We start from the raw sequence: 13,078 nt of genomic DNA on the forward strand, positions 1-13,078 counted from the left end.
GAGCCTGTTGCTTAATTGGTGTGCGGGCGGGCGGCTGGTGGCCCGTGTTTTCTGGTGGCCGGTGGCCGGTGGCTGGTGGTGGATGTCGTCGGCCACCGGCCCCTGCCGTGTCAGGCAGCCAGTGCGCCTCGGGTGATTGGCTGGCTGGTGAACAGTCGGAGCAGGTTGGTTGTCGCGGCGGCGAGTTTGAGTTCGGCGTTCACAGCCGCYAAACCGCGGCGCGCGAATCGACGCAACCCGCGGCGGTCTTTGAGGTGAGCGTTGACCGGCTCGACCAGCGCACCCCGGCGTAAGTAGCGGCGTGCACCGTCGTCGGTGGCTAATGTCGTGCGCATCGCGGCGATCACCGGGGAGGCGTANAAACCGCGGCGCGCGAATCGACGCAACCCGCGGCGGTCTTTGAGGTGAGCGTTGACCGGCTCGACCAGCGCACCCCGGCGTAAGTAGCGGCGTGCACCGTCGTCGGTGGCTAATGTCGTGCGCATCGCGGCGATCACCGGGGAGGCGTATTCGGTGAGATCGGTGTTCGCGTTCTCCGGTTCACTGCGTGCCCGATTGCGGCGAGAATCGGTGGCGATCAATCGATCTGGCCCCGTCGAGGTCAGATTCGCCACCGAACAGTAGCCGGCGTCGGCCAGCACGGTGCCCACTGTCGCATCCGGCCCCCAGAGCGTGGCGATGTTGTCCTGCGCGCCGGCGATCATCGGAACGTAGGAGGACATGTCCGACGGGTCCGCCGACGCCTCCGCGGCAATGATCAGATAGTCACTCGACACGACCAGCTGCGCGTTGAAGCCCTGCACGAACCCGCCSCGAGTCTTCATCAACGCCGACTCCGGGTCGGTRATGTTGAYGCGATAGTCCTTCCCGCGGCCACCYTCGGACTTCGGTGTCCGCACCGCCGCTGCGGTGTCGCGGGCGCGTTCGAGCCGGCCGGCGGCATTCTTCACTCGCATCGGGCCAGGACGAACGTCTCCGGCRTCGACCTTCGCCTGCCACCGTTCGCTCGTGTGTCGATGCACGGCCACGGCATCCTCATATCTGGCTTCGGCGTCAGCCACGCGCTCGTCTGCTCTGCTGATGTCGTCTTTGCCGCCGGGATCAGCTGCCCGCTGCGCTTCGAGGTCGGCGGCTTTGCGGGCGTCGAGTTCGGCGACAGCTTTGCCGATCGTCGCTGCCCGGGCTTCACGCGAGCGCAGCGACGGCGGCATCGAGTCGTCGTGGCCGCGTTTGGCTGCGGTTTCTTCCTCGCGGTCGACGCGGTAGCTGTCGTCGATGCATCCGCGTGCCATCTTTCGCAGCGTCGCCTCCGACCGGGTCGCGTCCTTGGAGGCGTTCGCCTCGATCTTCGTGCCGTCGAGAGCGAGTTCACCGAACTGGCCCATCCCTGCTCTCTGGCACAGCACCAACACCTGGGTGAACAGGTTCTCGAACCCGGTGTCGTGTTGCTGGCGGAACCGGGCGATGACRGTGTGATCGGGAATGTCGTTGCCGCACAACACCCGGAACGCGACGTCGGTCCAACACAGTTTTTCGATTCGCCGCGAGGAGCGTTCCSCGACCGCGTAGGCGTAAATCAACAACGCCAACAACCGATCGGGGTTGTAACCACGCCGACCCGCTTGCGAAGTCGCGGTCCGCCGGCCCGGCCGGCGGCGATGGAACACCGAGGTGTCCATCGCCGCGACCGCGTCGATCACCAGCCACGCCACATGATCGTCATCGAGCCAGTCCCGGATATCGGGTGGAATCAAAAACCCCTGATCGAGACCGGAAGGTCGATAGTCACGCGCCACCCNCGCGACCGCGTCGATCACCAGCCACGCCACATGATCGTCATCGAGCCAGTCCCGGATATCGGGTGGAATCAAAAACCCCTGATCGAGACCGGAAGGTCGATAGTCACGCGCCACCCCGCCATCATCCCAAACCAGGCCCACCACCACTCRAGCGAAACACCCTCAATTAAGCAACAGGCTCCATGGACCGACTTACCGCGCACGGGTGCGCAGCGCCCGCCTCGCCGGCTCCTCGATCAAGGCGTAGCTCGCCGCGGCGACCGGAATCGACAGGCCGACGGTCACGACCAACACCAACAGGAAATGGCCGGAGAACGGGATGAGACCGAACACCGGGAAGACCATCGCCAGCACGACGAGATGCCAGATGAAGATGCCGTAGGACCAACGGCCGAGCGCGAGCGTCACCGGATGTTCCAGCACGCGGTGCTTCCGACCTTCGTCGGCAAGGACGAGCGGCGACAACATCGCGAACGCGAGGATCGCGCCCAGCGTCACCTTGACCGCGAACTGCCACGGCTCGGGACGCACCAATCCTTCCGGCCCGGCGAGAGGCGTCGCCGACAGGGCGAACGCCACCACCGCGATGGACGCGGCAAACACCCTGTGCCCCATGACGCGATGCATCCACGTCCTGGAACTCGTCGAATACTCGGCCAGCAGCATGCCCGCCGCGAACCAGGCGAAGTAGCCGGGTAGCCAGTTGTCGTGGTGGATGGCGTCGGGCGTCGACACCGGGATGAACGCCCAACTCAGACTCGCGAGAGCGACGACGAACAGCACCGGCCGTCGGAATCGTGCTCGATCACCACGCAGTCCGAGCATCGACACGGCGATGAGCGGCAGCACCAGGTAGAACGCCACCTCGACCGACAGACTCCACATCTGAGTCATGCCCTCGGTGAGCGTCAACGGCACGAACACCTGTGTCAGAGACAGATTCGCCGCCCACACCCGCCAACTGCTTCCCGTGTTCGGCAGGAACAACAGCACCAGCGTCACGACGACCCAGTACGCGGGCAGAATGCGGACCGCCCTCGACCAGAAGTACCGCAGGATGGGTTGGGCCTGGCCGAGGCCCCGTGCGTGAGCCGCATGCGGCCGCCACAGCAGAAAGCCCGACAGCGCGAAGAACAACGCGACGGCGAGATCGAATCGTCCCCAGATGCGGCCCAGGACGGCCGAGTTCGCGGCACCGGTCTGGAACGCGACGTGCGTGACGATGATCCCGATGGACGCGAAGGCGCGCATCCCCTCCAGCGAGGGGATGAACCCGCGCAACGGAACGACTTCGCGCGGAACGGAGACAGTCGGTGTACTCATCGTCGACCAGTCAAGCACTTACGTTCGTGAAAGTTGACCATGATCGGGCGTGCCCGCGACTGCGACGCGTGATCACTGTTACTGTCACCTGCGACGTGGCGATACCAATCGGACACTCCAGGTCGGGGACGCGGGCGTTACCCGAGCTGACGGGGGTGGAAGCAGCGGCACGCCGGGAAATAAGACTAAGGAGACTGTCACATGGCGGAGCGCTCAGGGCCGAGCCGGATTGTTGCCCTCGTTCTCGTTGGCCTGGGTGCATTCCTCGTGATCGCCGCGATTCTGATACCGACCTACACGGTGTCGCGCCTCGAGAAGACGCCACTGGACCTCGAGGTCACGACGGTGTCGACCGGAACGGGCAGCGTGCTCAACGCCGCATCGCTCACCGCGGGTCGCGCACAGGTCGACCAGAACGTTCCGCTCGTGTCGCAGCGTTTCGTCACCGTCGAGGAGCCGTCGGGCGCAACGGACATGACGCTGCAGGCCGGACAGACGTTGCGCCGCAGTGACAAGCAGGGCGACACCGGCCTGCTGACCGCGACCGTCGACCGCGTCACCGTCGACCGCGTCAGCTCGATGCCCGTCGACGATCCGATCGGCAGCATCCAGGTGCAGGGTGACAAGCCTGCCGAGGAAGTGCAGCACACGGGCCTTCAGTACAAGTTCCCGTTCAACGCCGAGCAGAAGAGCTACCCGTTCTTCGACATCAACGCTCGCGCGTCGAAGGACATCGATTTCGTCGAAGAGACCGAGATCAACGGCACCAAGGTCTACAAGTACCAGCAGGACGTCGGACCGGTCGATCTGTCGACGGTCGTCAACACCCCGACCAACAAGGTCACGCTGCCTGCCGCGACGTGGGGCGTCGAGGGCGGCGAGGCTCCGGTCACGATGACGCGCTGGTACGAGAACACGCGCACGGTGTGGGTCGAGCCGGAGACCGGCGTCATCGTCAAGGGCGAAGAGCAGGTCCACCAGTACTACTCGCGCACCGCGGGCCAGCCCGAGGTCGACGTCCTGAACGCCCCGATCGCGTTCGACGAGAACACCGTCGAGTACCAGATCCAGCAAGCCAAGGACGGTCAGGACAAGCTGTCGCTGTTCGGCCGCACGCTCCCGATCATCGCGGGCATTCTCGGAGTCATCTCACTGATCGCAGGCATCCTGCTCGGCCTGCGCGGCGGCCGCGGCCCGCGTCAGCCTGCACGCACCGGCGGACCGCAGCGCACCGACGACGGCGGCTACGCCCCGCGCACCGAGCCCGTCGGCCGCGACTGGACGACGGACCGGACCGAGGAAATCCCCCGTACGAATCTGTCGAAGGAGTAGGCGACTTCGTCACCCGTGAGTGGGAATGTACAGCCCGCTATACATTCCCACTCACGGGCGCGACGCGCCTATCGCGACCGCACTCATCACCGCCGCACAGACCGCAGCGACGGACGCCGCCACGGTGACGAACTGGACCACCGTCGACGCCACCGTCGCCAGAAGCACCACCTCGACGACGAGGCCGACCCAGGCGACGGCCGCCAGGCGAGTTCTGTTGCCCGCGATAGCCCACAGCAATCCGCTCTGCAACACCGCGAGGCACGCTCCCTGCAGCGCGAAGATCCACACGTACCCCTTGACCGGTGCATACGCGTCGCCGACGAGGAGCGGCAACAGAGGCGACGCGACGGCACACCCCACGACCAGCACGGCCCCGATTCCGGCGACGACCGCAAGCGCGGATCGAAGCGCCGACGCGGACTGCTTCGGGTTCGCCATTCTCGGATACAGCACGACGCCGACGGCTTGAGGCAGCCAGAACGCGGCCTTCGTCGCGACCGCACCGAGTGCGTAGAGACCGGCCTGATCGTCGTCGAGCAACGCCTTCACGAGCACGAGATCGACCGAGGACAGCAGGATCAACGCCAGTTGCACCTGAGATGCGGCGAGCACCTCGACGACACTGAGCCGGGATGTCGACGGCCCAGTCGTCGTTCGAGTCGCAAGCCGAGCGCCGACGGCCACGATCGACGTTCCGGCCGCACTGGCCGCCAGGACGATGCCCGGCCCACCTCCGAACGCCAGTACGACGACCGCGGGCACGACCTTGCCGAGACCCGCGGCAGCCAACACGATGCTCAACGTCCCGAAACGCGCAGAACCTTGCAGCAACCCCTGTTCCGTCGCCAACACGACCAGCACGGGCGCGACGACCAACGCCGACACCGTCGCCAGCACGCCCGTCTGCAGCGCCCAGGCGACGACCGGCGACGCGACCAACGCCAGGACCGCGACGACGGCAGCGGACCGATATCCGAGCGACCGCAGCTCACCGCTGTTCCGCCCCCGCACGACATCACGCGCGACGACGGACTGCAGCGCGAGCGCAGGCACCGCGAGAACCAACTGCGCGGCGAGCAGGCTTGCGAACTCGGCGTAGCCGGCGAGGCCGAGGAAACGGCTGGCAGGCAGGTGAAGCAGGTACGACGCGGCGTTGGCCGCCATCGACCCGGCCGTGACCATCGACATCCCGGCGACCGCCGAGGTGCTGACGGTGCGGGACGGCATGGGGACACGGTATAGGGTCCCGTGAGTGGCGTGGACGCAGCGCGGCCGGACGGCCGCACCGGCAGCGTTCAGCCTGATCCTCGCGCTCGCCGTCGTCGGGCCCCTTCTCGGCTCGGGCTACCTGCTGATGCGCGACGCGGTCAGCACCCCTCGCTCGTACCTGACCGACGCCGCTCTCGGCACGACCGACGCTGCCGCCCGATCGGTGCCGCAGGACGCGTTCGTGGCGACGCTGTCGGCCGTCGTCGACGGCGGAATCGTCGTCAAGACCGTGCTGCTGCTCGCGCTGTGGCTGGCCGGGTGGGGTGCAGCGCAGATGGTGCGGGCGCTGCTTCCCTTCGCGTCGACGCCCGCGTTGCTGACGGCGTCGACCGTCGCCATCTGGAACCCGTACGTGGCCGAGCGCCTACTGCAGGGGCATTGGTCGCTGCTCGTCGGCTACGCCGCAGTGCCGTGGACTGTCTGTGCCGCCCTGACCCTTCGCCGACGCGGCCGCTGGGCCTCGCTGGCAGCCTGTCTCGCCGCTGCAGGACTGACGCCGACGGGCGCGCTGCTCGCGGCGTCGGTCGCGATCGTGCTCGCGGCGACTCCAGGCGGCGTGCATCGCGCCCGCCGAACCGTCGTGACGCTCGTGCTGGCCGTCGCGGCCTCGCTGCCGTGGCTCGTCGCGACCGTCGTGTCCGGAGGTGGAACCGAGGGCAGCGACCCGGCCGGAGTCGCAGCATTCGCAGCCCGCGCCGAACCGGGCCTCGGCACGATCGGCAGTCTCGCCGGACTGGGCGGCATCTGGAACTCCGACGCCGTCCCGCCGACTCGCACGTCCGTGTTCGCGCTGTTCGGAACGGTGTTGCTGCTGGCAGTCGTCGCGCTGGGTCTCGCACCGCTGTGGCGGCGTCGACGCAACCCGTACGTGCTCGCGCTGGGTGTCGTTGCGGCTGTCGCAGTTCTGGGCCCCACGCTGGGCGCGACCGGCCCAGGCCTGCGCGTCGGCGAATGGGCTGTCTCGAACGTCCCCGGCGCGGGACTGCTGCGCGACGCCCAGAAGTGGGTCGCGTTGGCGATGCCGTTCTACGCCCTCGCGGCCGCGGCCGGGGTCGTCTGGGTCGGTGTGCGACTGCGCAATCGATGGCTGCCTGCGGTCGCCGCGATGCTGGCCGTCGTCGTCGCGCTGCCCGACCTGGTGTGGGGCGTCGCCGGGCAGGTCGAGCCGGTTCGCTATCCGTCGTCGTGGACCACCGTCGCCGAACGACTCGAGAACGAAGCGGGCGACGTCGCCGTCCTCCCCGCGGGCATGTTCCGTATCTTCCCGTACAGCGGCGACGCGCCCGTGCTGGATCCGGCGCCGCGCATGCTGCCGCTCGACGTGCTGCAGACCGGCGAACTGATCGTCGCGGGCGGCACGGTCCGCGGTGAAGGATCACGCGCGGAAGGCGTCGAGTCCGTGCTGGTGGCCGGCGGCGACGTCGAACGAGTGCGAGAACTCGGTGTCGCGTGGGTGTTGGTGGAACGTACGACGCCCGGGCAGCTCGGCGACTCGCAGCGCACGCTGGACCAGCTCGAGAACGTCTACTCGGACGACGAATTGGCGTTGTACCGCGTTCCGGACGCACGGGAGAGAGCTCGATCGTCGGCCAACTGGTTGGTCGGCGCGGCACATCTGGTGTGGATCGCGCTGCTCGTCGGCGGGGTGAGCGTCGCGGTCTACAGACGCAAAACCTGAGCCGGCCCGGGCGACACCAGCCCGGACACGTGCGCACCCGTCGTCGACGCCTCGAGAACGTTGCGCACGCCGTGCGCGCATTGTTCCCACGAGAACTCCCGCGCGCGGACGCGTGCCTTCTCACCGAGATCGGCACGCAGGTCGGCGTCGAGCAGAAGATCGGCCACGGCATCGGTCAACGCAGGAACGTCACGCTCGGCCTCGTCGGAGCCGACGAGCAAACCCGTCACGCCGTCGATGATGGAGTCCGTGAGGCCCTTCGAGCTGCGGTATCCCACCGTCGGAACACCGTGCTGAGCCGCTTCGACGACGGCGAGACCCCACCCCTCCTTGCGCGACGGCATCACATGCACCCACGACTGCCCGAGGAGTTCGTGTTTGCGAGCCTCGTCGACGTGGCCGTGGAAGGTGACTGCGTCGTCGATGCCGAGTTCGGTGGCGCGCTGCCGCAGGTTGTCTTCCCACCAACCGCCGCCGATGACGTCGAGATGTAGGTCCGGAACACGCGGCCGCAGGGCGGCGACGGCGGCGAGCGCGTCCTCGATCTGCTTGTGCGGCACCAGACGCGACAGCACGGACAGCGACGGATGAGCGGATCGAACGTCCTCGGGGGCCTCGGGCGGAAGCGCGTCGACGCCGTTGCGAACGACGGCGATGCGGTCACGATCGACCCCGAGGGCAACCAGCTCGTCGGCCGACGGCAGCGACACCGTCAAATATTGATTGCGTCGATGCACCCGCGGCGACACGACACTCTCGAGCCACCAGCCGAGCTTGGCCATCAGCGGACCCGCTACCGGCCACTGCTCGCGATGGCAGTGATGCACCAGCAACGTCACCGGGGCGGCCGCGGCGAGGCGCGAGAAGAAGGGAATGCCGTTCTGGGTGTCGACGACGGCGTCGGGCCGGATTCCGCGCAGAGGCCCGAACCCGAGCCGACCAGCGACGATGGCAGCCAGAGCCCGCGGGTACACGCTGAGACGACCACCCCCGCGACTGATGCGGATGCCGTCGACCATCTCCTCGGCGGGAGCCCCCGGGTACGACGCCGTCCGCAGCGTCACTCGAACTCCGCCTCGCGCCAGACCCGCGCCTACCTGCTCGAGGTAGCGCTCGCTGCCCCCACCTTGCGGGTGGCCGGTATCTCGCCAGCAGAGCAGCAGCACCTCTTGCACAGCTTCCCCCATTACGGCCACGAAACACGAACTCGAAACACCCTAGCGGTTCGTCCGGCCCAGCGAAGCTCGACGCGTCAGCTTCACATACTCTTTCTGCTCGTGTCGTACTTCAGGAGCCGCAGGTCCGGGGTCACCCGTTACTTCGCGAAACGCGCGACACTGCGTCGATCGGTGAGCCTGCTGAAGGACTTCGGCCACGAACAGACCGCTCCCGACATCTTCTACGGCGCACTCGCCCGCGACTCCGTCGAGCTGATCGGCGACCTCTACCGCGGCCTGACCGGTGACGAGCTGCGCGACCGCGTCGTCGTGGATGTCGGTGGTGGCCCCGGCTACTTCGCCCAGGTGTTCCTCGACAGCGGCGCCCGGTACCTCCCGGTCGAACCGGACCCCTCCGAGATGCACGCCGCAGGACTGCAGGTGCACGGCAGCGTGCGCGGTTCCGGGATGGCACTGCCGTTCCGCAACGACAGCGTCGACATCTGTTTCTCGTCGAACGTTGCCGAACATGTGCGTGAACCGTGGACGATGGCCGAGGAGATGCTCCGCGTCACCAAACCCGGTGGCCTTATGGTGCTGTCGTACACGCTCTGGCTCAGCCCGTTCGGCGGTCACGAGACCCGGCCGTGGCACTACGTCGGCGGTCGATACGCCGCCGAACGCTACCGCCGAAAGCACGGCCGCGACCCGAAGAACCTCTTCGGAGAATCCCTGTTCGACATCGGTGCCGCCGACGGATTACGTTGGGCGCGAAGCACTTCCAACGGTGATCTACTCGCGGCATTCCCTCGCTACCATCCGCGGTGGGCCTGGTGGCTCATCGACATCCCGTTCGTTCGGGAGCTACTCGCGAGCAATCTCGTCGTGGTCCTGCGGGCTTCCTAGAACCGAGCGCGGGCACCGGTACCGTGGAACGATGACTGCGCTGGCATTGGACATCGGAGGAACGAAGATGACCGCGGCGGTCGTCGCCGAGGACGGGCGCCCCGGCGAAGCACTGGAAGTTCCGACGCCCCGGACGGACGTCTGGAAGGCCTGTTCCGAGCTGCTCGACGCGGTAGCCGTCGGCAGCGACATCGACCGCGTCGGAATCGCGTGTTCCGGGCCTGTCGACACCGTCGCCGGATCCGTCGCACCGATCAACATCCCGGAATGGAAGGACGGCTTCGGCCTCGGCGAAGCGGTAGAAAAGCAGTTTCCCGACGCGTCGGTGACGGTCGCCATGGACGGCGGATGCGCCGCGCTCGGCGAGCACAAGTTCGGCGCTGCGCAAGGCGTCGACGACGTGTTGAGCATCGTCGTGTCCACCGGGATCGGCGGCGGCCTTGTTCTCGGCGGTGAGATCGTGCACGGACGCAGCGGAAATGCGGGCCACATCGGCCACATCGTCGTCCCCGGTTCGACGACGCCGTGCACGTGCGGCGGCCTCGGCTGCGTCGAAACGGTGTCCAGCGGGCCGTCCGCGGTGCGCTGGGCTCAGGAACAGGGATGGGAAGGCTCGACGGGCGCCGAGCTGGCCAGGTCCGCGGGGGACGGTGACGTCGTCGCGATCACGACGCTGCAGCGCGCGGGCGTCGCCTTGGGGCAGGCCATCGCGTCGGCGGTGGCGCTGGTGGACGTGAACCTCGTCGTCATCGGGGGCGGATTCGCGCAGGCCGGGCCACCGCTGTGGGATCCGATCAAGGAGTCGGCGGCACTGCACGCGCGACTGCGCTTCCTCGACGACCTCGCCATCGTGCCCGCGAAACTCGGCGGGGCCGGGACGCTGACGGGCGCGGCGGTTCTGGCGGCTGCGCCACCCGTGATGCTCCTATGAGTGTCAACTGCTGATTTTCTGTGTGAGTAGCTGGAACATTTCGCGGGCGACGGCTCGTTTGAGGCAGCGGATGATGTCGCGTTTGCTTTTGCCTTGGGCGAGTCGTTTGTCGCGGTAGGCGCGGGTTCGGGGGTCGCGTTTGAGGCGGGCCAAAACGATGATGTGCAGTGCCCGGTTGGCTTTGAGGCAGCGGATGATGTCGCGTTTGCTTTTGCCTTGGGCGAGTCGTTTGTCGCGGTAGGCGCGGGTTCGGGGGTCGCGTTTGAGGCGGGCCAAAACGATGATGTGCAGTGCCCGGTTGGCTTGCCGGTTTCCGCCCCGGTTGAGTCGGTGCCGGCTGGTTTTACCGGAGGATGCAGGGATCGGGGCGACACCACAGAGACTGGCGAACGCGGCCTCGTTCGAGATCCGGTCGGGGTTGTCGCCGACGGTGATCAGCAGTTGCGCTGCGGTCTCGTAGCCCACTCCGAAACGGGCGATGAGGTCGGCGGCGGCGTCGTCGACGAGTGGGTGCAGGTCGGCTTCGAGGGCGGCGATCTCGTGGTCGAGCATGCGGATGCGGCGGGCCAGTGACCGCAACGCGGTTTTGACTGCCGCCTCGTAGCCCACTCCGAAACGGGCGATGAGGTCGGCGGCGGCGTCGTCGACGAGTGGGTGCAGGTCGGCTTCGAGGGCGGCGATCTCGTGGTCGAGCATGCGGATGCGGCGGGCCAGTGACCGCAACGCGGTTTTGACTGCCGCCGCCAGTACGCCGGGTTCGACCGTGCCTGGTCGCAGTCCTGCGCAGGCCTCGACCAAGGCCTTCGTCGAGAGACCGCGCAGCTGCTCTCGGATCGGCTCGGGCGCGTTGACCACCGCCGACTTCAATGCGGTGATCGCCTCGGCGCGGGATTTGACTGCGGTGCGACGAGCGTTGTGCAGGAATCGAATTGCTTCGACGTCCCCGTCGTGTGCTTTCGGGACGGTTGACCACCGCCGACTTCAATGCGGTGATCGCCTCGGCGCGGGATTTGACTGCGGTGCGACGAGCGTTGTGCAGGAATCGAATTGCTTCGACGTCCCCGTCGTGTGCTTTCGGGACGGTGCGTGCGATMCCCGCCGCTGCCAGGCGAGCGGCGCTGTAGGCGTCGAGGGAATCGGACTTGCCCTGAAATCGGCGTGACTGCCGGTCGGTGCGGTCGACGTCGACGACCTCGATGCCTGCCTCCTGCAGGACTGCAGTCAGCGCTGATCCGTAACTACCGGTGCCTTCGACACCGATTCGAGCGACGACACCGGCGCCGCGAACCCATGCCAGYAGRGCGCGGTAGCCGGCGGCGGTGGCGGGGAATTCGCGGTCGCCGATGCCGCGGCCGAGGTGGTCGATGATCGCGGCGTGGTGGGTGTCTTTGTGGGTGTCGACACCGGCGAACACGGTCAGGCTGACATCGGGTGGRTTTTCGGTCATGCTGGACACTGGTTATCCCTTCACGAGGTGACCACGCACCGGCCGGGACGGCGGACAACACAGTGACGGGACTCTTTGGTCAGGCTCCTATCAAGTCACTCCGCCCCACCGGTCGCGTGTGCTTCAGGTGTCCATCGATGGTCGATGATCGCGGCGTGGTGGGTGTCTTTGTGGGTGTCGACACCGGCGAACACGGTCAGGCTGACATCGGGTGGGTTTTCGGTCATGCTGGACACTGGTTATCCCTTCACGAGGTGACCACGCACCGGCCGGGACGGCGGACAACACAGTGACGGGACTCTTTGGTCAGGCTCCTATCAAGTCACTCCGCCCCACCGGTCGCGTGTGCTTCAGGTGTCCATCGATGCAGCAGCCGACACATCACGGGAAAGACAGCCATCGGCGTCAGCGCGGAAACGAGTCAAACCACTGCATCGACGAACCATTCCAGTATCACTGCGCGGGAATGTACAGCCCGCTACGCATTCGCGCGCACGGGTGGTGGAGCCGCCCACCGCCGCGTCGTACCGTGCCGACACGACATCGGCGACGAAGGGGTGGTCGCCGAGAACGTCGGCGTGGGTGATGTCGATGTCGAGTGCGTCGACCTCGTCGCGCACTCGGTCGGTGAGCAGCCCGGGGGCGATGAACCACGGGGCGATGACGATACGACGCGCCCCGGCTGCCGTCAGGTGCGAGATCGCTTCGGTGGGACCGGGATTGCGGTTCGTCGCGAAGCACGTCACCGCGCCTGCCCATCCCGTTCCGGCGGACACACGCGCTGCCAGTGCGCGGGTGCGCCGGTTCGCCGCCTCCCTGGACGATCCGACTGCGGCGACCGCGACGCCGATCGTCGGGTCGTCCATGTCCACGCCGACGCCGAGAATGCGGGCACGCAGCGCATCGACGAGGCGACTGTCGTCGCCGAGAACCTCGGCCTGCACCAGCGAGAGGGACGGATGCCGTCGTCGCGCGGCATCCAGAATTCCGGGCAGATCGACCCGGGCATGAAAAGCGTTGCCGAGCAACAACGGAACGAAAGCAGCGGATTCGTGCCCGTCGGCGGCGACCTCGTCGATGACATCTTCGACGCTGGGTTCGGTCAGATCCAGATATGCGACCCTGACGTCGAGGTCGGGCCGACGCACGCGAACGCGGTCGACCACTGCGCCCACGGTCCGCGACGAACGAGGGTCGCGGCTACCGTGGGCGACGGCGATCAACACACCCATG

At 67.3% G+C, this 13,078-nt stretch carries 10 protein-coding genes and 2 pseudogenes; 4 read left to right on the forward strand and 8 right to left on the reverse strand.

Going from position 1 to position 13,078, the window contains the following annotated elements; genetic code table 11:
• Positions 1–110: 110 nt before the first annotated feature.
• Together A3K89_RS00005 and A3K89_RS00010 are read right to left on the reverse strand one after the other, a co-directional pair.
• On the reverse strand, positions 111–1,679 hold the full coding sequence (locus A3K89_RS00005; RefSeq protein ID WP_442978234.1) for a transposase: 1,569 nt from the start codon (positions 1,677–1,679) through the stop codon (positions 111–113).
• 312 nt (positions 1,680–1,991) lie between these two features.
• A complete protein-coding gene (locus tag A3K89_RS00010) occupies positions 1,992–3,122 on the reverse strand; it encodes an acyltransferase family protein (protein ID WP_068420382.1) in 1,131 nt (376 codons plus the stop codon).
• 201 nt (positions 3,123–3,323) lie between these two features.
• Between A3K89_RS00010 and A3K89_RS00015 the strand changes: the two genes are divergently transcribed.
• On the forward strand, positions 3,324–4,454 hold the full coding sequence (locus A3K89_RS00015; protein WP_068420383.1) for a DUF3068 domain-containing protein: 1,131 nt from the start codon (positions 3,324–3,326) through the stop codon (positions 4,452–4,454).
• A 51-nt stretch (positions 4,455–4,505) separates the two neighbouring features.
• Here the strand turns inward: A3K89_RS00015 and A3K89_RS00020 are convergent, their stop codons facing one another.
• Positions 4,506–5,684: a polysaccharide biosynthesis protein gene (locus tag A3K89_RS00020; protein WP_068420384.1), complete on the reverse strand. Its 1,179-nt coding sequence runs from the start codon at positions 5,682–5,684 to the stop codon at positions 4,506–4,508.
• Positions 5,685–5,709: 25 nt separating this feature from the next.
• Between A3K89_RS00020 and A3K89_RS00025 the strand changes: the two genes are divergently transcribed.
• On the forward strand, positions 5,710–7,404 hold the full coding sequence (locus A3K89_RS00025) for a hypothetical protein (protein WP_068420386.1): 1,695 nt from the start codon (positions 5,710–5,712) through the stop codon (positions 7,402–7,404).
• Here the strand turns inward: A3K89_RS00025 and A3K89_RS00030 are convergent.
• The gene (locus A3K89_RS00030) at positions 7,386–8,579 is read right to left on the reverse strand and encodes a glycosyltransferase family 4 protein (protein ID WP_068420900.1); all 1,194 of its coding nucleotides are present in this window, start codon (positions 8,577–8,579) and stop codon (positions 7,386–7,388) included. The two genes, A3K89_RS00025 and A3K89_RS00030, sit on opposite strands and share 19 nt — an antisense overlap.
• A gap of 102 nt (positions 8,580–8,681) precedes the next feature.
• Between A3K89_RS00030 and A3K89_RS00035 the strand changes: the two genes are divergently transcribed.
• A complete protein-coding gene (locus A3K89_RS00035) occupies positions 8,682–9,467 on the forward strand; it encodes a class I SAM-dependent methyltransferase (RefSeq protein WP_068420388.1) in 786 nt (261 codons plus the stop codon).
• Positions 9,468–9,498: 31 nt separating this feature from the next.
• A complete protein-coding gene (locus A3K89_RS00040; protein ID WP_068420390.1) occupies positions 9,499–10,398 on the forward strand; it encodes an ROK family protein in 900 nt (299 codons plus the stop codon).
• A gap of 3 nt (positions 10,399–10,401) precedes the next feature.
• On the opposite strand, the gene A3K89_RS26215 is transcribed toward A3K89_RS00040, so the two are convergent.
• The 4 genes and pseudogenes from A3K89_RS26215 to A3K89_RS00050 form a co-directional block, all read right to left on the reverse strand.
• Positions 10,402–11,265, reverse strand: a complete 864-nt coding sequence (locus tag A3K89_RS26215; protein ID WP_254303355.1) for a transposase — start codon at positions 11,263–11,265, stop codon at positions 10,402–10,404.
• Between the two features lie 118 nt (positions 11,266–11,383).
• A pseudogene (locus tag A3K89_RS26640) lies at positions 11,384–11,845 on the reverse strand (IS110 family transposase); the annotation flags it as partial.
• A gap of 95 nt (positions 11,846–11,940) precedes the next feature.
• Positions 11,941–12,072 carry an IS110 family transposase gene (locus A3K89_RS26555; protein ID WP_167674211.1) on the reverse strand — a complete coding sequence of 44 codons (132 nt, stop codon included), beginning with the start codon at positions 12,070–12,072 and terminating at the stop codon, positions 11,941–11,943.
• A gap of 288 nt (positions 12,073–12,360) precedes the next feature.
• Positions 12,361–13,077, reverse strand: a pseudogene (locus A3K89_RS00050) (sirohydrochlorin chelatase); the annotation flags it as partial.
• Position 13,078: the final 1 nt, after the last annotated feature.

The organism is Rhodococcoides kyotonense, from assembly GCF_001645385.1.
Taxonomy (GTDB): domain Bacteria; phylum Actinomycetota; class Actinomycetes; order Mycobacteriales; family Mycobacteriaceae; genus Rhodococcoides; species Rhodococcoides kyotonensis_B.

Excerpts from the sequence above, each read along its gene's own strand:
- A3K89_RS00010 (WP_068420382.1), bottom strand. The coding sequence starts at position 3,122 with ATGAGTACACCGACTGTCTCCGTTCCGCGCGAAGTCGTTCCGTTGCGC.
- A3K89_RS00015 (WP_068420383.1), top strand. The coding sequence starts at position 3,324 with ATGGCGGAGCGCTCAGGGCCGAGCCGGATTGTTGCCCTCGTTCTCGTT.
- A3K89_RS00020 (WP_068420384.1), bottom strand. The coding sequence starts at position 5,684 with ATGCCGTCCCGCACCGTCAGCACCTCGGCGGTCGCCGGGATGTCGATG.
- A3K89_RS00040 (WP_068420390.1), top strand. The coding sequence starts at position 9,499 with ATGACTGCGCTGGCATTGGACATCGGAGGAACGAAGATGACCGCGGCG.
- A3K89_RS26555 (WP_167674211.1), bottom strand. The coding sequence starts at position 12,072 with ATGACCGAAAACCCACCCGATGTCAGCCTGACCGTGTTCGCCGGTGTC.